Below are 20,828 nucleotides of genomic sequence, written 5' to 3'. Positions count from 1 at the left end.
CTGCGCATTCATCCATAAAGAGGCGGTCATGCTGAAGATCTGGGGTCGGAAAAATTCGTCGAATGTCAGAAAGCCATTGTGGGCCGCCGAGGAACTGGGCCTGGCTTATGAAGCTATCGATGCGGGCGGCGCCTTTGGTGTAGTCGATACGCCGCAGTACCGTGCGATGAATCCCAATGGCCGCGTGCCGGTGATCGAAGACGACGGCTTCGTGCTCTGGGAATCCAACGCCATCGTGCGTTACCTGATGGCCAGTCGTGCCGATGGCACGGCCTGGTATCCGGCGGATCCGAAGGCCCGCGCCACTGCCGATAAGTGGATGGACTGGACCACCTCAAGTTTTGCCGGCCCGTTCCGCACCGTGTTCTGGGGCGTGTTGCGCACCCCTGAAGGCAAGCAGGACTGGCCCGCCATCAAGGCCGCGATCAAGGAATGCGATGACCTGCTGGCGATGGCCGACCAGGCGTTGGCGGCCAAGCCGTATTTGTCCGGCGACGAAATCGGCATGGGCGACATCCCCCTTGGCAGTTTCATTTATGCCTGGTTCGAGATGCCGATCGAGCGCGCAGCTCAGCCCAATCTTGAAGCCTGGTATGCACGGCTGAAACAACGTCCGGCGTATAAAAAAGCCGTTATGACCGCGTTGACTTAATACTCACTATCGACACACTTGACTGTACTTGTGTGGCGGCGACAAGCACCATTGCGCTCACGCGCCGCGGTTGCATTGCTCGCCGCCCGCCCAGAGTTATTCCTTTCTTCCCTTCTTGGTGCGTAAATCCGATATGAGTTCCGCTCTGTCCATCCGGCAGCTAACCAAAACCTACGGCAACGGTTTCCAGGCCCTGAGTGGTATCGATCTGGACGTCGCCGAAGGTGACTTTTTCGCCTTGCTCGGCCCTAACGGTGCCGGCAAATCCACGACCATCGGCATTCTCTCGACCCTGGTGAACAAGACCAGCGGCACCGTGAATATCTTCGGTCACGACCTGGACAAAAATCCTGCGCAGCTCAAGCGCTCCATCGGCGTGGTGCCCCAGGAATTCAACTTCAACCAGTTCGAAAAGACCTTCGACATCGTCGTGACCCAGGCCGGTTACTACGGCATCCCGCCGAAGATCGCCAAGGAACGCGCCGAGCAGTATCTGACCCAGCTCGGGCTGTGGGACAAACGCGATGTGCCGTCTCGTTCGCTGTCCGGCGGCATGAAGCGTCGCCTGATGATCGCCCGCGCTCTGGTTCACGAGCCACGCCTGCTGATCCTCGATGAACCGACCGCGGGTGTGGACATCGAACTGCGTCGCTCGATGTGGAGCTTCCTCACCGAACTGAACCAGAAAGGCATCACCATCATCCTCACCACCCACTACCTGGAAGAGGCTGAGCAGTTGTGCCGCAACATCGGCATCATCGACCACGGCACCATTGTCGAGAACACCAGCATGAAACAGCTGCTCGGCCAGCTGCATGTGGAAACCTTCCTGCTCGATCTCAAGAACACGCTGAACGTTGCGCCGCAGTTGCTCGGTTACCCGACCAAGCTGCTCGACAGCCACACCATTGAAGTCCAGGTCGACAAGGCCATGGGCATCACCGCGCTGTTCACCCAGTTGGCGCAGCAGAACATCGAAGTGCTGAGCCTGCGCAACAAAACCAATCGCCTCGAGGAGTTGTTCGTGTCCCTGGTGGAGAAAAATCTGTCGAAGGTGGCGGTATGAGTTCCGAGCTGCAACCCAACCTCGTTGCCCTCAACACCATCGTTTACCGTGAGGTGAAGCGCTTTACCCGGATCTGGCCGCAGACCCTGCTACCGCCGGCCATCACCATGGTTCTGTACTTCGTGATCTTCGGTAACCTGATCGGTAAGCAGATTGGTGGCATGGGTGGCTTCACCTACATGGAGTACATCGTGCCGGGCCTGATCATGATGTCGGTGATCACCAACTCTTACGGCAACGTGGTCTCGAGTTTCTTCGGCAGCAAGTTCCAGCGCTCCATCGAGGAATTGATGGTCTCACCGGTATCGCCGCACACGATTCTGATCGGCTACACCTTGGGCGGCGTGCTGCGCGGCTTGATGGTTGGCGTCATCGTGACGCTGCTGTCGCTGTTCTTCACCGATTTGCAGGTGCATCACCTGGGCGTGACCATTCTGGTTGTAGTGCTGACGGCGACCATCTTCTCGCTGCTGGGCTTCATCAATGCCGTGTTTGCACGCAACTTCGATGACATCTCGATCATCCCGACCTTCGTGCTGACACCGCTGACGTACCTGGGCGGGGTGTTCTACTCGATCAGCTTGCTGCCTCCGTTCTGGCAGACCGTGTCCCTGGCGAACCCGGTGCTGCACATGGTCAACGCCTTCCGTTACGGCATCCTTGGCGTTTCGGACATCAAGATCAGCGTGGCGATTACCTTCATGCTGGTGGCGACGGTTGTGTTGTACGTCGGTTGTGCGCGGTTGCTGGTGAGTGGGCGCGGGATGCGTACCTGAGAAAGACCGAGTCGCCTGCTTCGCGAGCAAGCCCGCTCCCACATTGGATCTATGTCGCAACGAAGATCTCCTGTGGGAGCCAGCCTGCTGGCGATGGCGCCATCCCAGACACAAAAAAAAACGGCCTCCAATTGGAGGCCGTTTTGCATTTACTGCATCCGGTTTTTCTTGCGCCGCTTCCACTGCCGGCTCACCCACCAGCGCCAATACATCATCACCAAGCAATAGGCGAGGGCACCCAGCACCAGCCCCGTCACCACTGACCCCAACAAAAACGGCTGCCACAACGTAGACAGCTCGCCGCTGATCCATTCCCAGGTCAGCTCGTCCGGCAAATGCCTGGCTGGCACATCCATCAGCCACGCTCCCGTCTGATAAGTACAGAAGAACACGGCAGGCATGGTGATCGGGTTGGTCAGCCAGACCAGGCTGACGGCAATCGGCATGTTGCCCCGCACCACGATCGCAAGGATGGCCGCGACCAGCATTTGCAACGGAATGGGCAGGAAGGCCGCGAACAGACCCACCGCCATGCCCCGGGCGACGGAGTGACGGTTGAGGTGCCAGAGGTTCGGGTCATGCAGCAGGGTACCGAGAAAGCGTAAGGATTTGTGTTCCCTGATGCTGGTCGGGTCTGGCATGTAACGTTTGAATAAGCGCCGGGGCATAAGGCTTCTCGGTCGGTTAAGGCGGCAAGTATGTCTGGATTCTATGAACCGCCCATTCAGACTTTGTGACAATTAATAACCGTGCGCGTGCGGTCGGCCAGCTATGCCTAGGGTGGGACTCTCAAGGACGGGCGTATGCGCACAGGGATGATGGCGCTGGCGTTGGGTCTGCTGGCCCTGCGTTTTTTACCGGTTTTACCGCCGGTCTGGTTATGGATGTTGCTGCCGGTTGTGGGTTTGATGCTGCTGCCGTTTCGGACTTACCCGTTGGCGTTTTTCCTGTTCGGCTTCAGTTGGGCGTGCGCGAGTGCGCAGTGGGCGCTGGATGATCGCCTGCCGTTGAAGCTCGATGGCGAGACTCGTTGGGTCGAAGGCCGGGTGACGGGCCTGCCGCAGAATGCTGAAGGTGTCGTGCGCTTCGAGCTGACCGACAGTCAGTCCCGAAGCACCCGGCTGCCTCGGCACCTGCGTCTCGCCTGGTATGAAGGACCGCCCGTCAACAGCGGCGAACGCTGGCGACTGGCGGTCAAATTGAAGCGTCCTGCCGGGCTGCTCAATCCGCATGCCTTCGACTACGACGCCTGGCTGCTGGCTCAACGCATCGGCGCTACCGGGACGGTCAAGGATGGCCAGCGGCTTGCCGCCGCTCAATGGGTCTGGCGCGACAGCATTCGCCAACGATTGCAGGCCGTAGATGCTCAAGGCCGAACGGGAGCGCTGACGGCCTTGGTATTGGGTGACGGCGGCGGGCTGAGTCGCGAGGATTGGCAGGTGCTGCAAGACACCGGCACCGTGCACCTGCTGGTGATTTCCGGGCAGCACATCGGGCTGCTGGCGGGGCTGGTGTATCTGCTGATTGCCGGTCTGGCCCGCTATGGTCTGTGGCCAAGCCGTTTGCCTTGGCTGCCATGGGCTTGCGGACTGGCGTTCGCTGCGGCGCTGGGTTACGGGCTGCTGGCCGGTTTTGAGGTGCCGGTGCGGCGGGCCTGCGTGATGATCGGTCTGGTGCTGTTGTGGCGGCTGCGATTTCGTCATCTCGGTGCTTGGTGGCCACTGTTGTTGGCGCTCAACGGCGTTTTATTGCTCGACCCGCTGGCAAGCCTGCAGCCGGGATTCTGGTTGTCCTTCGCGGCGGTGGCGGTGTTGATTTTCACCTTCGGTGGACGGCTGGGCCCCTGGCGCTGGTGGCAAACCTGGATCCGTGCGCAATGGCTGATCGCAATCGGTCTGTGCCCATTGCTGTTGATACTCGGGTTGCCGATCAGCGTCAGCGGGCCGGTGGCCAATTTGCTGGCGGTGCCCTGGGTCAGTCTGGTGGTTTTGCCGCCAGCCTTGCTCGGGACCTTGTTATTGCCCGTCCCTTATGTGGGCGAGGGATTGCTGTGGTTGGCGGGCGGTCTGGTCGACCTGCTGTTCAAGGGGCTGGCATTGATGGCCGGGCATTTGCCCGCCTGGGTGCCGGTCGCGGTGCCGGTGTGGATTTGGGCGCTCGGCACGCTGGGTGCTCTTCTTCTATTACTGCCTGGCGGTGTGCCGTTGCGTCCGTTGGGGTGGCCGCTGTTGCTGTTGCTGGTTTTTCCACCTCGCTCAATGCACCCCGAAGGTGTCGCTGAAGTCTGGCAGCTGGATGTCGGCCAGGGCTTGGCCATCCTCGTGCGCACTCGTCATCACACGTTGTTGTATGACACCGGCCCGCGTTTTGGGGATTTCGACCTCGGCGAGCGGGTGGTGCTGCCGTCATTGCGCAAACTGGGCGTGGCCGGGATCGACCTGATGCTCATCAGCCACGCTGACGCCGATCACGCCGGCGGCGCACGCGCGGTTGCCAACGGATTGCCGGTGACGCGGGTCCTGAGCGGTGATCCCGAAGTGCTGCCAGCCGAATTGCGCGCTGAGGGCTGTGATAGCGGCCGGCAGTGGACCTGGGACGGTGTGAACTTCCAGCTCTGGCAATGGACATCGGCCCACGACAGCAATCAGAAATCCTGTGTCTTGCAGATCGAAGCCAATGGCGAGCGACTGCTGTTGACCGGCGACATCGATGCTGCTGCCGAACGGGCGCTGCTCGACAGTCCGCTCGCCGTGCCTACCGACTGGCTGCAATCGCCGCACCACGGCAGCCGCAGTTCTTCGTCGATGGCACTGCTCGCCGCGTTACAACCCAAGGCTGTGCTGATTTCCCGTGGCCAGGGCAATTCTTTTGGTCACCCGCATCCCACAGTCATGGCGCGCTACCGAAAGCGCGGGATGGCGATCTACGACAGTGCCGCCCACGGTGCCATTCGTCTGCAACTGGGGCGCTTCAAGCCGCCGAGGACGATGCGTCTGGAACAACGTTTCTGGCGCGATCCGCCACCGTCCGACCCATAACCATGAGTTATGAAACCCCGACCGGATGCGACATCACGGTCTTCGGTGCATCCAGCCCCTATGTTAGAGTGGCGCACTTTTTCGAGGGGGCTGTCACTGTGTGGGAATTGGTCAAATCCGGCGGCTGGATGATGCTGCCGATCATTTTGAGTTCCATCGCGGCCATGGCGATCGTCGCCGAGCGTCTCTGGACCCTGCGAGCCAGCCGTGTGACCCCCGAGCACTTGCTCGGGCAGGTCTGGGTGTGGATCAAGGACAAACAGCTCAATAAAGAAAAACTCAAGGAACTGCGCGCCAACTCACCGTTGGGCGAAATCCTGGCGGCGGGCCTGGCCAACTCCAAGCATGGTCGCGAGATCATGAAGGAGTGCATTGAAGAAGCCGCCGCGCGGGTGATTCACGAGCTCGAACGCTACATCAACGCGCTGGGCACCATCGCCGCGATGGCGCCGTTGTTGGGCCTGTTGGGCACGGTCCTGGGCATGATCGATATTTTCAGCGCGTTCATGGGCACGGGCATGGGCACCAATGCCGCGGTGCTGGCGGGCGGTATCTCCAAGGCGCTGATCACCACGGCCGCCGGCCTGATGGTCGGTATCCCGGCAGTGTTCTTTCACCGATTCCTGCAACGCCGGATCGATGAGCTGGTGGTAGGCATGGAGCAGGAAGCGATCAAACTGGTCGAAGTGGTGCAGGGCGACCGTGATGTGGACCTTGCCGAGGGCAAAGCGTGAAATTCCGCCGCAAACCGCGGGAAACGGTAGACATCAACCTCGCGTCGCTGATCGACGTGGTGTTTATCCTGCTGCTGTTTTTCGTGGTCACCACTACGTTTACCCGTGAAACCCAGTTGCGCGTCGATCTGCCGGAAGCGGTGAGCGGTTCGCCTGCCGAAGACCAGCAGGTCAAACACCTGGACGTGGCCATCAGTGCCGAAGGCGTGTTCTCGGTGAACAATCAATTGTTGCCGAAGAATGACCTGACCAGCCTGATGGAGGCGCTGCAGAAAGAATCCAACGGCGACACCAACCTGCCGCTGTCGATCAGCGCGGACGGCAAGACCCAGCATCAATCCGTCGTCACCGCCATGGACGCCGCCGGCAAACTGGGTTTCAGCCACTTGCGCATGACCACGGTCGAAGCGGCGCCGCCCGCGCCCTGATGGCCATGTCCGATCGCTTGCTTGCCGCGTGGTACCAGGGTCATCCGGCCCTGAAACTGTTGCAGCCACTGGAGTGGCTGTACCGGCGCGTGGTCATGAACAAGCGCAAGCGCTTTCTGGCGGGCGAGGGCGAGATCTATCAGCCGCCCGTGCCGCTGATTGTGGTCGGCAACATCACCGTCGGTGGCACCGGCAAGACACCGCTAATTCTGTGGATGATCCAGCATTGCCAGCGCAGCGGCTTGCGGGTCGGCGTGGTCAGCCGGGGGTACGGCGCCAAACCGCCGCAATTGCCGTGGCGCGTCGAGGCCGATCAGAGCGCCGACATTGCCGGTGACGAACCGCTGTTGATCGTCCAGCGCACCGGTGTGCCGTTGATGATCGACCCGGATCGCAGCGGCGCCGTCAAAGCGTTGCTGGCGAGTGAGCCGCTGGACCTGATCTTGTCCGATGACGGCATGCAGCATTACCGTCTGGCCCGAGACCTGGAACTGGTGCTGATCGACGCCGCCCGAGGCTTGGGCAACAAACGTTGCCTGCCGGCCGGCCCTTTGCGTGAACCGGTCGAGCGCCTGCAAAGCGTCGATGCCGTGTTGTACAACGGCGCGGCGGAAGATCGCGAAGGCGGGTTTGCCTTCCAGTTGCAACCCACCGAACTGGTCAACCTGCAAAGCGGTGAGCGTCGTCCCCTCGACCACTTCCCCGCAGGCCAGGCGCTGCACGCCGTGGCCGGGATCGGCAATCCGCAGCGTTTCTTCACGACCCTCGAAACGCTACACTGGCGACCAGTACCGCATGCGTTTGCCGACCACGCCGAGTACAGCGTGCAGGCCTTGAATTTCACACCGTCATTGCCGTTGGTGATGACTGAAAAGGACGCGGTGAAGTGCCGTGCCTTCGCCGCCGCCGATTGGTGGTACCTGGCGGTCGATGCTGCACCATCGCCGGCCTTCGTGGCCTGGTTCGATACGCAGTTGATGCGCCTGTTGCCGGCTCGTCTCTTGCCTTAACTCCGTTTTTATCCAGGGAATGCTCATGGACACCAAATTGCTCGACATCCTCGCTTGCCCGGTCACCAAAGGCCCACTCAAGCTCAGCGCCGACAAGACCGAGCTGATCAGCAAGGGCGCCGGCCTGGCTTACCCGATTCGCGACGGCATCCCGGTGATGCTCGAAACCGAAGCCCGCACCCTGACCACCGACGAGCGTCTGGATAAATGACCACAGCCTTTACCGTTGTCATTCCATCGCGTTATGCCTCCACCCGTCTGCCGGGCAAACCGCTGCTGCTGATCGCCGGCAAGCCGATGATCCAGCACGTCTGGGAACAGGCGAGCAAAAGCAGCGCCGAGCGTGTGGTGGTCGCCACAGACGACGCGCGCATCGTTGAGGCGTGCAAGGCGTTTGGTGCCGAAGTGGTGCTGACTCGCGAAGATCACAATTCCGGTACCGATCGCCTGGCGGAAGTCGCCGCGAAACTGGGCCTGGCCGCCGACGCCATCGTGGTCAACGTTCAGGGTGACGAACCGCTGATCCCACCGAGCGTGATCGATCAGGTCGCGGCCAACCTGGCTGCCCACACCGAAGCGCGCATGGCCACCCTGGCCGAGCCGATCGAAGACGTGGAAACCCTGTTCAATCCCAACGTGGTCAAGGTCGTCAGTGACCTCAATGGCCTGGCGCTGACCTTCAGTCGCGCCACGTTGCCGTGGGCCCGGGACGCGTTCGCCAAAAGCCGCGAGCAATTGCCGGAAGGCGTGCCGTATCGCCGCCACATCGGCATTTATGCCTACCGCGCCGGTTTCCTGCATGACTTCGTCAGCTGGGGCCCGTGCTGGCTGGAAAACACCGAATCCCTGGAACAGCTGCGAGCCCTGTGGCACGGCGTGCGGATTCACGTCGCCGATGCGCTGATCGCACCGCCCACCGGCGTCGACACCGTCGAAGACCTCGAGCGCGTTCGTCGCCTGCTGGAGGCCTGATGCGCGTTCTGTTCGTGTGCCTGGGCAATATCTGCCGTTCTCCGACGGCCGAAGGTGTGCTGCGGCATAAATTGCGCGAAGCGGGGCTGGCCGATCACATCGAAGTCGCCTCCGCCGGTACCGGTGACTGGCATGTCGGCAAGGCGCCGGACAAACGCAGTCAGGCAGCCGCCAAACTGCGCGGTTACGACCTGTCCGCCCAGCGCGCCCAGCAAGTAACCCGCGCCGATTTCGCCAGCTACGACCTGATTCTGGCGATGGACAACAGCAACCTGCGCAACCTCAAGGCCTTGCAACCGGCCAAGGGCAAGGCCGAGCTGGACCTGTTCCTGCGTCGCTACCAGTCGGAACTCGATGAAGTGCCGGACCCGTACTACGACGGCGACCAGGGCTTCGAGCAAGTGCTGGACCTGATCGAACGCGCCGGTGATCTGCTGGTGATCGAACTGAAGGGGCGGTTATGAGTTTGCAGGTTCAACCCAGGGTTTCGCTCAAGCCGTTCAATACGTTTGGTGTGGACGTTCAGGCCCGGTTGTTCGCCGAGGCCCGCAGCGATGCCGATGTGCGTGAAGCCCTGGCTTACGCGTTGGCCCATGACGTGCCGTTGCTGGTGATTGGTGGCGGCAGCAACTTGCTGCTGACCGCTGATATCCAGGCGCTGGTGTTGCGCATGGCCACCCGCGGGATTCGTATTCTCAGCGATGACGGCAGCAAAGTCGTGATCGAAGCCGAGGCCGGCGAGCCTTGGCATCCATTTGTGCAGTACACCCTGGCAGAGGGTTTGTCGGGGCTGGAGAACCTCAGCCTGATCCCCGGCACGGTCGGTGCAGCGCCGATGCAGAACATTGGCGCCTATGGCGTCGAGATCAAAGACGTGTTCGCCGGCCTTACCGCGCTGGATCGCCAGACCGGCGAGCTGCGAGACTTCACCTTGGCGCAGTGCAACTTCGCTTATCGCGACAGCCTGTTCAAACAGGAACCGGGGCGCTGGTTGATCCTGCGCGTGCGTTTCTCCCTGGACCGCGCCGCGCACCTGCACCTGGAATACGGTCCGGTTCGTCAGCGCCTGACCGAGCAAGGCATCGATCAACCGACCGCCACCGATGTCAGTGAGGCGATCTGCAGCATTCGTAACGAAAAGCTCCCGGACCCGGCCGTGCTCGGCAATGCGGGCAGTTTTTTCAAGAATCCTCTGGTGCCGGCGGCGCTGGTCGCACAGCTGAAAAGCCAGTACCCGGACCTTGTGGCATACGCGCAACCTGATGGGCAGATGAAACTGGCGGCAGGCTGGTTGATCGAGCGGGCCGGCTGGAAAGGCTTTCGAGACGGCGATGCCGGCGTGCATAAGTTGCAGGCGCTGGTGCTGGTCAACTACGGCAGCGCCACCGGCCTGCAATTGCTGAACCTGGCGCAGCAGATCCAGAAAGACATTTGCGAACGTTTTAAAGTCGACCTGGAAATGGAGCCAAATCAGTATTGAAGCTACGCTTTAATGACTGATCTCAAAGCCCTGCACACCTTCAACTGTGCAGGGCTTTTTTGTTAATGCTGGGTTAACTTAGCCCCCTAACGATGCATTCATTTGCTCCATCAAAGGCCCGATGCAGACGTTGCCGTTCGCATAAGAGAGCCTCATTAGCCTGAGCGGATCTGCGTGATGCCAACCGCCACCCCCTGGCGGCAGATTGCTCGACCCCATAACCCAACACCTATGCGGGCGTGCCCATGATTACCCTGAAGCTCAATGGTCAAGACCATCAACTCGACGTCACCGAGGACATGCCGCTGCTCTGGGCGATCCGCGACGTGGCCGGTTACAACGGCACCAAGTTCGGCTGCGGCATGGGCCTGTGTGGCGCCTGCACCATTCATATCGAAGGCGCTCCGGCGCGCAGTTGCATCACGCCGATCGGCGCGGTGGTCGGCCAGAACGTCACCACCATCGATAACTTGCACGTCGACCCGGTCGGGCAAGTCGTGCAACAGGCCTGGCTCGACACCGCCGTGGCCCAATGTGGTTTCTGCCAGGGCGGGCAGATCATGTCGGCGACGGCGCTGCTCAAGACCAACCCCAACCCCAGCGACGCACAGATTGAAGAGGCGATGGTCGGCAATATCTGCCGTTGCGGCACCTACAACCGCATCAAGACCGCCATCCGCCAGGCATCCACTCACCTGAAGGAGGCCAAGGCATGAGCCAGTTACCGAATGACTTTGCGTTGAGCAATCTCAGCCGCCGCGGTTTCCTTAAAGGAGTCGGTGCGACCAGCGCGTTAGTTCTGGTTGCGAGCTGGGGCTGGCAAGACGCTTTCGCCGAAGAAAAAGAGAAAAAGTTTGGCGCCGACGGCATGCCCAATGGCTGGATCGATGATCCCAAGGTTTACATCAGCATTGCCGCTGACGGCATGGTGACGGTGGTCTGCAACCGGTCGGAAATGGGCCAGGGTGTGCGCACCAGCCTGACCATGGTGGTGGCCGATGAACTGGACGCCGACTGGGCAATGATGAAAGTGCAGCAGGCGCCGGGCGACGAAATTCGCTTCGGTAACCAGGACACCGACGGTTCGCGCAGCATGCGTCACTGGTACGAGCCGATGCGCCGTTGCGGTGCTGCCGCGCGGACCATGCTTGAACAAGCGGCGGCCGAGCAGTGGAAAGTGCCGGTCAGCGAGTGCCATGCGCAGCTGCATAAAGTGATTCACAAACCGACCGGTCGTGAACTGGGCTATGGCGCCCTGGCCGCCGCGGCGGGTGCACTGGCAGTGCCTGCGCGTGACAGCCTGCGGCTCAAGCAACCGTCGGAGTTTCGCTACATCGGCAAGGAAGGCAGCAAGGCGATCGACGGTGCCGACATCGTCAATGGCCGCGCCATATACGGTGCCGACGTGCATTTCGACGGCATGCTCTACGCCGTGATTGCGCGTCCGGCGGTCTATGGCGGCACGGTTAAATCCGTCGACTCCAGCGCCGCGATGAAAGTCCCGGGCGTGATCAAAGTCATTCAGATCGAAGGCCGTCCGCTGCCGTCCGAGTTCCAGCCGTTAGGTGGCGTGGCCGTGGTGGCCAGCAATACCTGGGCCGCGATCAAGGGCCGCGAAGCGCTGAAAATCGAGTGGGATGACGGCCCCCATGCCAGTTACGATTCGATTGCCTACCGCAAAGAGCTGGAAGCGTCGTCCCTCAAACCCGGCAAAGTGGTGCGCAATACCGGCAACATCGACGAAGCCATGAAAGGCGCTGACAGCACCCTCGAAGCTTCTTATTACCTGCCGCACCTGACGCAGGCGCCGATGGAACCGATGGTCGCCATCGCCCGGTTCAAGGACGGTGTGTGCGAAGCCTGGGCCCCGAGTCAGGCGCCACAAGTCACCCGCACACGGATCGGCGAACGCCTCGGCATTCCATTCGATAACGTCACCTTCAATGTCACCTTGCTGGGCGGCGGTTTCGGTCGCAAGTCCAAGCCGGACTTCATCATCGAAGCGGCGATCCTCGCCAAGGAATTCCCCGGCAAGGCAGTACGGGTGCAATGGACCCGGGAAGACGACATCCACTGCTCCTACTTCCACACCGTGTCAGCCGAATACCTGAAGGCCAGCCTGAACAAGGACGGCCTGCCATCCGGCTGGTTGCACCGCACCGTCGCCCCGAGCATCACCGCACTGTTCGCCCCGGGCATGAATCACGAGGCGGCGTTCGAGTTGGGCATGGGCTTTACCAACATGGCCTATGCGATTCCCAACGTACGCCTGGAAAACCCGGAAGCGGCGATTCATACCCGGGTCGGCTGGTATCGCTCGGTGTCGAACATTCCCCACGGGTTTGCGATTCAGAGCTTTGTCGATGAGCTGGCACACAAGGCCAAGCAGGATCCACTCAAGTACCAGATCAAATTGCTCGGCCCGGACCGTCAGATCGATCCGCGCACCTTGAGTGAAGAGTGGAACTACGGCGAATCGCCCGAGCGTTACCCGATTGACACCGGCCGTTTGCGCACGGTGCTGGAAACCGCTGCCAAAGCCGCCGGTTGGGGGCGTGAGTTGCCCAAGGGCCGAGGCCTGGGCCTGGCGGTGCATTACAGCTTCGTCTCTTATGTAGCGGCGGTGATCGAAGTCGAAGTCAAAGACGACGGCACGCTGATCGTGCACAAGGCCGACATCGCTGTGGATTGCGGTCCGCAGATCAACCCCGAACGGATTCGCGCTCAGTTCGAAGGCGCCTGCGTCATGGGCCTGGGCAATGCGGTGGTCGGGGAAATCAGCTTCAAGGACGGCAAGGTGCAGCAGGACAACTTCCACATGTACGAAGTGGCGCGCATGTCGCTGGCGCCGAAGGAAGTGGCCGTGCATCTGGTCACGCCACCGGGCGTTGTGCCGTTGGGCGGTGTCGGTGAACCAGGCGTGCCGCCGATTGCGCCCGCGCTGTGTAATGCGATCTTCGCCGCCACTGGCCAGCGCATCCGCAGTTTGCCGGTTCGCTATCAGCTGCAAGGTTGGCAGAAGGCGCAGGCCTGATGGACAGCGCGGATCTGAACGTCCTGCGCAGCGTGCTGGAATGGCGCCGCGCCGGTCAGCGGGTGGTGTTGTACAGCGTGGTCCAGACCTGGGGCACCGCGCCCCGGGCGCCGGGCGCGATGCTGGCGTTGCGTGAAGATGGCGTGGTGATCGGCTCGGTGTCCGGTGGGTGTGTCGAGGATGATTTGATTGCCCGGTTGCACGATGGGCGGATTTCGCCTGACGGACCGCCCGTGCAGTTGATCACCTACGGCATCACCCGTGAGGAGGCCGCACGTTTTGGTTTGCCGTGCGGCGGCACGTTGCGCCTGACCGAGGAGCGGATCGGTGACGCCGACTGGGTCGCCGAGTTGCTGGCGCGCTGCGAGGCTCATGAAATCGTGGCTCGCTCGCTTGATATTGCGACCGGTGAAGTGGTTTTGCAGGCGGCGAACAAAAGCGACTTATTGAGTTTTGACGGCAACACGCTGCGCGCTATCTACGGTCCGCGTTGGCGGCTATTGCTGATCGGTGCAGGGCAACTGTCCCGGTATGTCGCCGAGATGGCGCGGCTACTGGATTTCGAAGTGCTGATCTGCGATCCGCGCAGCGAGTTCGTCTACGGTTGGGAAGAGCAGCACGGCCGTTTCGTCTCGGGCATGCCGGATGACGCGGTGCTGAACATCCAGACTGACGAACGCACGGCCATTGTTGCCCTGACCCACGATCCGCGCCTGGATGACATGGCGCTGCTGACAGCCCTGGACTCCAAGGCTTTTTATGTCGGTGCCCTGGGGTCTCGGGTCAACAGCCTGAAGCGTCGGGATAACCTGGCTCAGCTAGGCTTGTCGCAACAGGCCATCGAGCGGCTGCACGGCCCGATCGGTTTGCACATCGGCAGCCACAGTCCGGCGGAAATCGCCTTGTCGCTGCTGGCCGAGATTGTGGCCATCAAGAACGGCGTCGAACTGAAGCAGAAGAAGCCGTTGCAGGAGGTTGTATGAGTGAGTCCATCGGCGTCATCGTGCTGGCGGCGGGGCAGGGCAGTCGGTTCAGGCAGGTGGCGGGAGAGGACAAGGACAAGCTTCTGGCGGACTGTGCCGGTCGCGATGGCGCTGTTCGCTCGGTGATCGAACACGTGCTGGTGAATTTGCCGGCCAGCCTTGGGAAACGCGTGCTGGTGACCACCGAAGATCGCCCGCAAGTGATGCGCATGGCTCAAGCGTATGGCTTCGAGATTGTGGAAGTCGAGTCGACCGGGATGGGCGACAGCATTGCGGCCGGGGTGAAGGCGTGTCCAGAGCTCAGTGGCTGGTTGATTGTGCTGGGGGATATGCCGTTTATCTTGCCAGCGAGTATTGAGCGGGTGGTGGCGGGGATTGCTGATGATAGCGTCAGTGTGCCGTTGCAGGCGGGTGAGTACGGGCATCCGGTCGGGTTCGGTCGCGATTTTGGGCCGGGGTTGATGGCGTTGTCGGGTGATCATGGGGCCAAGCCGTTGTTTGCCCAGCGCCGGGTGGTTGAAGTGCCGGTGGATGATGCCGGGGTGTTGTGGGATGTGGACACACCAGAGAGGCTGGTTTTCGCCTGATCCACCGCAATCGCGAGCAGGCTCGCTCCCACATTGTATTGGCGGTGTGATCACTATTTTGTCATCACCGCCGACCCCTGTAGGAGTGAGCCTGCTCGCGATAGCGGTTTAACATTCGACATTGATGCAAGCTAATCCACCGCCTTCGCGAGCAAGCTCGCTCCCACATTGTATTGGCGGTGTGATCACTATTTTGTCATCACCGCCGACCCCTGTAGGAGTGAGCTTGCTCGCGATAGCGGTTTAACATTCGACATTTATGCAAGCTGATCCACTGCCATCGCGAGCAGGCTCACTCCCACATTGTATTGGCGGTGTGATCACTATTTTGTCATCACCGCCGACCCCTGTAGGAGTGAGCTTGCTCGCGATAGCGGTTTAACATTCAACATTGATGCAAGCTGATCCACTGCCATCGCGAGCAGGCTCGCTCCCACAGGGTAATCGCGGTGATATTTACGGACATAAAAAAGCCCCGCCTGGATCACCAGGCGGGGCTTTTTAGTGGCCGATGGAATCAGACGAGCGGTTTAGGCTCGTGTTCTTTTTCCAGGGCTTGCTCGTGTTGCTCTACCGCTTCCTGTACTGAACGCGGCGCTTCTTCAATGACCGACTCGGCAGATGCCGCTTCGACCACTTCAGCAACAACCGGTGCAGGCTCGGCAGCGACAACCGCTTCAACCGGAGCAGCAGTGGCAGCCAGTTCGGCTTCCTTCTGCAGACGCTCGGCTTCACGCTTGCGACGACGCACTTCACGCGGGTCGTTTGGCGCACGGCCATTTTCGGTCAAGGCGCTGACCGGTGCGGCTTCAACGACTGGTGCAGCCACTTCGGCAACAACCGGCGCTTCAACCACCGGAGCAGGCTCGACAGCCAAAACCACTGGCTCGAAGACCAAGGCTTCAGCTACCGGGGCTTCAGCAACCGGTGCAGGCGCTTCAGCAGCCACCGGCTCGGCAACCCAGTTGAACGCGGTTTGTTCTTCACGAACTTCGCGGACAGCTTCGGTCACGGTTTCGGTCGAGGTTTCGACAGCAGGCTCGGCAGCAAACACTGGCTCGGCCACTGGAGCGGTTTCAACAACCGGCTCAGCTTCACGAACCGGAGCCACTTCGATTTCCGGAGCAGCAGTAGCTTCGACCGGAGTCGTCGCTTCTACCACTGGCGCTTCAACCGGAGCAGTTTCCAGGGTGGCGGCAGTTGCGCGTTCGGCTTGCTCGTTGGCTTGTGCTTCAGCAGGCGCGCTGATCACGGTGCTGGCAACGGCTGCGGTAACAGCCAGGCCGGCGGCCAGATCAGCAGTGCTTGGCGCTTCGTTGCTTTCGTCAGCTTCGCTGCCTTCGGCGGACTCGGATTCTTCCGAACCTTCGATCACGTTGCCGTTGGCATCGCGTTGACGCTCGCGACGGTTGCTGCGACGACGCTGGCCACGGGAGCGGCGGCGTGGACGATCGCCTTCGGCGCCTTCCTGACCGTCTTCCTGCAATTGCTCTTCGTTGGTCACCAACTCTTCTTCGGCAACGGCAGCAGCTTGCTCGGCACGTGGCTGACGTTCTTCACGCGGTGGGCGCGGAGCGCGTTCTTCACGTGGCTGGCGAGCCGGACGCTCTTCAGCGGTCGCAGCGGCGGCGGCCGCAGCGACTGGAGCCGTGGCATCCAGAGGTTCGCGCAGTTCACGTACTCGTTCTTCACGCTCGCCACGTGGCTTGCGGTCTTCGCGAGGCGCGCGCGGTGCACGTTCCTCACGAGGTGCGCGTGGTGCGCGCTCTTCACGTGGAGCACGTTCTTCGCGGGCAACTGCTGGAGTTTCTTCGCGGGCTTCGCGTGGTTGACGCTCTTCACGTGGCTCACGTGGTGCGCGCTCTTCACGCGGTGCACGTTCCTCACGAGGCTTGCGTTCTTCATCGCGGCGACCGTTACGGTTGCGGCTCTGCTGACGACCGTTGCGACGCTCTTCATTGCGGGCAGGGCGTTCGGTGGTCGCCGGTTTTTCAACGGCGGCCGGGGCAACAGGCTCTTCCTTGGTCGCAAACAGGCCGACCAGCGACTTCACCAGGCCTTTGAACAGGCTTGGCTCTGGCACAACGGCCGGAGCAGCAGCAACCGGTGCGGCAACGACTTCGGTCGGAACCGGAGCATTGGCGCGAGCCGGAGCCGTCTTGACCGCAGCTTCCTGGCGAACCAGGGTGCGGGTCGCAGCGGCTGGCTGGACTTCTTCGACTTCGGCAGCGGCAGCAGCGATTTCGTAGCTGGACTGGCCGACCGCGGCTTCCGGGCTGTCATCGCGCAGACGCTGAACTTCGAAGTGCGGCGTTTCGAGGTGATCGTTCGGCAGAATGACGATGCGGGCACGGGTGCGCAGTTCGATCTTGGTGATCGAGTTGCGTTTTTCGTTGAGCAGGAAGGCTGCGACCGGAATCGGCACTTGTGCGCGAACTTCGGCGGTGCGGTCTTTCAGGGCTTCTTCTTCGATCAGACGCAGGATCGCCAGGGACAGCGATTCAACGTCACGGATGATGCCGGTGCCATTGCAACGCGGGCAAACGATGCCGCTGCTTTCGCCCAGCGATGGACGCAGGCGTTGACGGGACATTTCCAGCAAGCCGAAGCGCGAGATGCGACCGACTTGCACGCGAGCGCGGTCGGCTTCCAGGCATTCGCGGACTTTTTCTTCCACGGCGCGCTGGTTCTTGGCAGGGGTCATGTCGATGAAGTCGATGACGATCAGGCCGCCGATGTCGCGCAAGCGCAACTGACGGGCGATTTCTTCGGCGGCTTCAAGGTTGGTCTGCAGTGCGGTTTCTTCGATGTCGCTGCCTTTGGTGGCGCGCGCCGAGTTGATGTCGATGGACACCAGGGCTTCGGTCGGATCGATAACGATGGAACCGCCGGAAGGCAGTTCAACGACGCGCTGGAAGGCGGTCTCGATCTGGCTTTCGATCTGGAAACGGTTGAACAGCGGAACGCTGTCTTCGTACAGCTTGATCTTGCTGGCGTACTGCGGCATCACCTGGCGAATGAAGGTCAGGGCTTCGTCCTGGGCTTCAACGCTGTCGATCAGCACTTCGCCGATGTCCTGGCGCAGGTAATCGCGGATGGCGCGGATGATCACGTTGCTTTCCTGGTAGATCAGGAATGGCGCGGAGCGATCCAGCGAGGCTTCTTTGATGGCGGTCCAGAGTTGCAGCAGGTAATCGAGGTCCCACTGCATTTCTTCGCTGCTGCGGCCAAGGCCGGCAGTGCGAACGATCAGACCCATGTCGGCCGGGGCAACCAGGCCGTTCAGGGCTTCACGCAGTTCGTTGCGCTCTTCACCTTCGATGCGACGGGAGATACCGCCGGCACGCGGATTGTTCGGCATCAGAACCAGGTAACGACCGGCCAGGCTGATGAAAGTGGTCAGGGCTGCGCCCTTGTTGCCACGTTCTTCTTTTTCGACCTGAACGATGACTTCCTGGCCTTCGCTCAGGACGTCCTTGATGTTGACGCGGCCTTCGGGGGCTTTCTTGAAGTATTCGCGGGAGATTTCTTTGAGGGGCAGGAAGCCGTGGCGCTCGGAGCCGAAATCGACAAAGGCAGCCTCAAGGCTTGGTTCGATGCGAGTAATCCGGCCTTTATAGATGTTGGCCTTTTTCTGCTCGCGTGCACCGGATTCGATGTCCAGGTCGTAGAGGCGTTGGCCATCTACCAGTGCAACACGCAACTCTTCGGGTTGAGTTGCGTTAATCAGCATTCTTTTCATGTAGTACCGTCGGTTTCCGGGCTGCCGGAAACGGCGTTCGGCACACACGACTTCTCACGGTCGGTGTCAGGTGCGTCGGGAGTGGTTGGCCATTCCCGTGTCCAGCGATGTCCGGCCAATTGGGCCGTTATCGCGACGTACGCGTCCTGCTTGCTGTGGCTACTTAAGCACTCAGTCAGGAGGAGGAATCAACCAGCGGCTGTGGACGAGATGAAGCGTCTTGATAAAGCCTATTGCTACACAGTCCAGCGGTTGTGCATCTCCACCCTACACGTATCCCTGATAATTCGGGTGCTGCCGCGCGCAGAATCCGCAGCGGGTTGGCATTTACCGTGAGCTCCGAAGGGGGAGGTCACGCATCATGGCTAATTTAGGCGTTGTTTCCGAAGCGTTCGCTCGGGGTCGTCCGTAGCCGACTGCACTTTGTGAACTGGCCGTGAATATTGGCTCGCAAGGCGAGTGAAAACTCTGCTTTGCGGCTTGATTCAGGCCTCATGTCACCTGCGCTTGTTACAGCTGCAAACTCCACCGTTACGTAGCGAAAGCCCCGTAGGACGGCCTCGCGCCCTGGTGAATTGCGTTGGTCAGGGCCGGTTTTTGACCGTTAGTCCGCTGTCCAGGCCGCTTTTGGCGGCGTTCGCGACTATAGCAGCAATGATTAAGTGCTTCAATTCCATAAAAAATTGTTATCATCCGCGGCATGACGACTACTGCCCCTTCGACCCCAGCCGTACAACTGCTGGAGGTCTCGCCGGAATATGCCGGCCAACGTATTGATAACTTCCTTCTCGCTCGGCTCAAAGGCGTGCCCAAGACCTTGATTTACCGCATTTTGCGCAAGGGCGAAGTGCGAGTGAACAAAGGTCGGATCAAGCCCGAATACAAGCTGCAGGCGGGCGATATCGTGCGCGTGCCGCCGGTTCGCGTGCCTGAGCGCGACGAACCGGTGCCACTGGCCCAGGGCCTGTTGCAGCGCCTCGAAGCCTCGATTGTGTTCGAAGACAAGGCGTTGATCGTGATCAACAAGCCTTGCGGCATTGCGGTTCATGGCGGCAGCGGCTTGACCTACGGGGTGATCGAAGCCTTTCGTCAGTTGCGTCCGGATTGTAAGGAGCTCGAACTGGTTCACCGTCTCGACCGTGACACCTCCGGTCTGCTGATGATTGCCAAGAAGCGCAGCATGCTGCGTCACTTGCACACGGCATTGCGCGGCGATGGCGTCGATAAGCGCTACATGGCGCTGGTCCGCGGTAACTGGGCGGCCTCGATCAAGCAGGTCCGTGCGTCCCTCGGCAAGAGCAATCTGCGTTCCGGCGAGCGTATGGTCGAGGTCGACGAGGAGGAGGGCAAGGAATCTGTGACCGTCTTCAAGGTCCTGCGTCGTTTCGGCGACTTTGCCACCCTGATCGAAGCCAAACCGATCACCGGCCGGACTCACCAGATCCGCGTCCACACCTTGCACGCCGGGCATTGCATCGCTGGCGATACCAAGTATGGCGATGAAGGTTTCAGCAAGGAAATTCGTGACCTGGGCGGCAAACGCCTGTTCCTGCACGCCTACATGCTGACCGTACCACTGCCGGATGGTGGTGAGTTGAAGTTGCAGGCCCCAGTGGACGAAATGTGGGCCAAGACCGTGGAGCGCCTGAGTGCACCCCTCTGATTACAAACTGCTGATTTTCGATTGGGACGGTACGCTGGCTGACTCCATTGGTCGGATTGTCGAGGCGATGCATGTCGCGTCCGAACGGTCGGGGTTTCATTTGCGTGATGATTTTGCGGTCAAGGGCATTATCGGTCTGGGCCTGCCTGAGGCCATTCGCACGTTGTACCCCGAAATTGGCGATGACGAGCTGGTAGCATTCCGTCAGCACTATGCGGATCACTACATCGCTGCCGAAGCCGTGCCTTCGCCGCTGTTCGAGGGTGTGCTCGAGTCGATGGAGGCGTTTCGTGCCGAGGGTTATCATCTGGCTGTGGCGACGGGCAAGGCTCGTCGCGGGCTCGACAGGGTGCTGAAAGCTCACGGCTGGGAAGATTATTTCGATATCACCCGCGCCGCCGATGAAACCGCCAGCAAGCCTCATCCGCTGATGCTTGAGCAGATTCTCGATCATTGCGAGGTTCGCCCGGACCAAGCGCTGATGGTCGGCGATTCGTCTTTCGACCTGCAGATGGCGCGTAACGCCGGCATGGATTCGGTAGCGGTCAGTTATGGCGCTCAATCGATCGACGCGCTGAAGCTGTTCGAACCGCGACTGGCCATTGATCGTTTTTCAGAATTGCATGCCTGGCTGAGTCAGCGGGTTTAATAGGTTTTTGCTGG

Annotated in this window: 19 protein-coding genes; 17 read left to right on the top strand and 2 right to left on the bottom strand. The window is 60.9% G+C overall.

Translation table 11 applies throughout. From position 1 onward, the window contains the following. The first annotated feature begins 28 nt into the window (after positions 1-28). The 3 genes from ACA070_RS22600 (at position 29) to ACA070_RS22590 (ending at position 2,494) form a co-directional block, all read left to right on the top strand. Positions 29-652 (top strand): glutathione S-transferase family protein, encoded by a 624-nt coding sequence (locus tag ACA070_RS22600; RefSeq protein ID WP_497448411.1) that lies wholly within the window; start codon positions 29-31, stop codon positions 650-652. A 133-nt stretch (positions 653-785) separates the two neighbouring features. Further along, on the top strand, positions 786-1,718 hold the full coding sequence (locus ACA070_RS22595) for an ABC transporter ATP-binding protein (RefSeq protein ID WP_497448410.1): 933 nt from the start codon (positions 786-788) through the stop codon (positions 1,716-1,718). Continuing rightward, the gene (locus ACA070_RS22590; RefSeq protein ID WP_497448409.1) at positions 1,715-2,494 is read left to right on the top strand and encodes an ABC transporter permease; all 780 of its coding nucleotides are present in this window, start codon (positions 1,715-1,717) and stop codon (positions 2,492-2,494) included. Before ACA070_RS22595 ends, ACA070_RS22590 begins: the two co-directional genes overlap by 4 nt. 149 nt (positions 2,495-2,643) lie before the next feature. On the opposite strand, the gene ACA070_RS22585 is transcribed toward ACA070_RS22590, so the two are convergent. Beyond that, positions 2,644-3,162: a DUF2062 domain-containing protein gene (locus tag ACA070_RS22585; protein WP_497448408.1), complete on the bottom strand. Its 519-nt coding sequence runs from the start codon at positions 3,160-3,162 to the stop codon at positions 2,644-2,646. Between the two features lie 135 nt (positions 3,163-3,297). Between ACA070_RS22585 and ACA070_RS22580 the strand changes: the two genes are divergently transcribed. The 12 genes from ACA070_RS22580 to ACA070_RS22525 all read left to right on the top strand — a co-directional run bounded on the left by ACA070_RS22580 (position 3,298) and on the right by ACA070_RS22525 (position 14,760). Beyond that, positions 3,298-5,532 carry a DNA internalization-related competence protein ComEC/Rec2 gene (locus ACA070_RS22580; RefSeq protein WP_497448407.1) on the top strand — a complete coding sequence of 745 codons (2,235 nt, stop codon included), beginning with the start codon at positions 3,298-3,300 and terminating at the stop codon, positions 5,530-5,532. A 98-nt stretch (positions 5,533-5,630) separates the two neighbouring features. Continuing rightward, positions 5,631-6,266 (top strand): flagellar polar localization protein PocA, encoded by a 636-nt coding sequence (gene pocA / locus ACA070_RS22575; protein WP_162556235.1) that lies wholly within the window; start codon positions 5,631-5,633, stop codon positions 6,264-6,266. Next, positions 6,263-6,694, top strand: coding sequence for a flagellar polar localization protein PocB (pocB, locus tag ACA070_RS22570; protein ID WP_461975829.1), 432 nt, complete (start codon positions 6,263-6,265; stop codon positions 6,692-6,694). Before pocA ends, pocB begins: the two co-directional genes overlap by 4 nt. Further along, on the top strand, positions 6,694-7,704 hold the full coding sequence (lpxK, locus tag ACA070_RS22565; protein WP_497448406.1) for a tetraacyldisaccharide 4'-kinase: 1,011 nt from the start codon (positions 6,694-6,696) through the stop codon (positions 7,702-7,704). The genes pocB and lpxK overlap by 1 nt, the downstream gene beginning before the upstream one ends. 25 nt (positions 7,705-7,729) lie before the next feature. Next, positions 7,730-7,915 (top strand): Trm112 family protein, encoded by a 186-nt coding sequence (locus tag ACA070_RS22560; protein WP_010461887.1) that lies wholly within the window; start codon positions 7,730-7,732, stop codon positions 7,913-7,915. Next, a complete protein-coding gene (kdsB, locus tag ACA070_RS22555; protein ID WP_497448405.1) occupies positions 7,912-8,676 on the top strand; it encodes a 3-deoxy-manno-octulosonate cytidylyltransferase in 765 nt (254 codons plus the stop codon). The genes ACA070_RS22560 and kdsB overlap by 4 nt, the downstream gene beginning before the upstream one ends. Beyond that, positions 8,676-9,140, top strand: coding sequence for a low molecular weight protein-tyrosine-phosphatase (locus tag ACA070_RS22550; RefSeq protein ID WP_497448404.1), 465 nt, complete (start codon positions 8,676-8,678; stop codon positions 9,138-9,140). Before kdsB ends, ACA070_RS22550 begins: the two co-directional genes overlap by 1 nt. Next, on the top strand, positions 9,137-10,156 hold the full coding sequence (murB, locus tag ACA070_RS22545) for a UDP-N-acetylmuramate dehydrogenase (protein WP_497448403.1): 1,020 nt from the start codon (positions 9,137-9,139) through the stop codon (positions 10,154-10,156). The genes ACA070_RS22550 and murB overlap by 4 nt, the downstream gene beginning before the upstream one ends. Positions 10,157-10,401: 245 nt before the next feature. Then, a complete protein-coding gene (locus tag ACA070_RS22540) occupies positions 10,402-10,872 on the top strand; it encodes a (2Fe-2S)-binding protein (RefSeq protein ID WP_497448402.1) in 471 nt (156 codons plus the stop codon). After that, a complete protein-coding gene (locus tag ACA070_RS22535; protein ID WP_497448401.1) occupies positions 10,869-13,190 on the top strand; it encodes a xanthine dehydrogenase family protein molybdopterin-binding subunit in 2,322 nt (773 codons plus the stop codon). The genes ACA070_RS22540 and ACA070_RS22535 overlap by 4 nt, the downstream gene beginning before the upstream one ends. Then, entirely contained in the window at positions 13,190-14,173 is a 984-nt protein-coding gene (locus ACA070_RS22530; RefSeq protein ID WP_497448400.1) for an XdhC family protein, read from the top strand. The genes ACA070_RS22535 and ACA070_RS22530 overlap by 1 nt, the downstream gene beginning before the upstream one ends. Beyond that, positions 14,170-14,760 (top strand): nucleotidyltransferase family protein, encoded by a 591-nt coding sequence (locus ACA070_RS22525; RefSeq protein ID WP_497448399.1) that lies wholly within the window; start codon positions 14,170-14,172, stop codon positions 14,758-14,760. The genes ACA070_RS22530 and ACA070_RS22525 overlap by 4 nt, the downstream gene beginning before the upstream one ends. A 517-nt stretch (positions 14,761-15,277) precedes the next feature. On the opposite strand, the gene rne is transcribed toward ACA070_RS22525, so the two are convergent. Next, positions 15,278-18,502, bottom strand: coding sequence for a ribonuclease E (gene rne, locus ACA070_RS22520; protein WP_497448398.1), 3,225 nt, complete (start codon positions 18,500-18,502; stop codon positions 15,278-15,280). 700 nt (positions 18,503-19,202) lie between these two features. On the opposite strand from rne, the gene rluC reads away from it, so the two are divergent. Together rluC and ACA070_RS22510 are read left to right on the top strand one after the other, a co-directional pair. Continuing rightward, a complete protein-coding gene (gene rluC, locus ACA070_RS22515; protein WP_461955184.1) occupies positions 19,203-20,165 on the top strand; it encodes a 23S rRNA pseudouridine(955/2504/2580) synthase RluC in 963 nt (320 codons plus the stop codon). After that, positions 20,152-20,814, top strand: coding sequence for an HAD-IA family hydrolase (locus ACA070_RS22510; RefSeq protein ID WP_497448397.1), 663 nt, complete (start codon positions 20,152-20,154; stop codon positions 20,812-20,814). Before rluC ends, ACA070_RS22510 begins: the two co-directional genes overlap by 14 nt. The last annotated feature ends 14 nt before the right edge of the window (positions 20,815-20,828 follow it).

It is taken from the genome of Pseudomonas sp. LBUM1678, from assembly GCF_059695575.1.
Note: the sequence above shows the minus strand (reverse complement) of the source record. Positions and strands in the feature narration are given on the sequence as shown.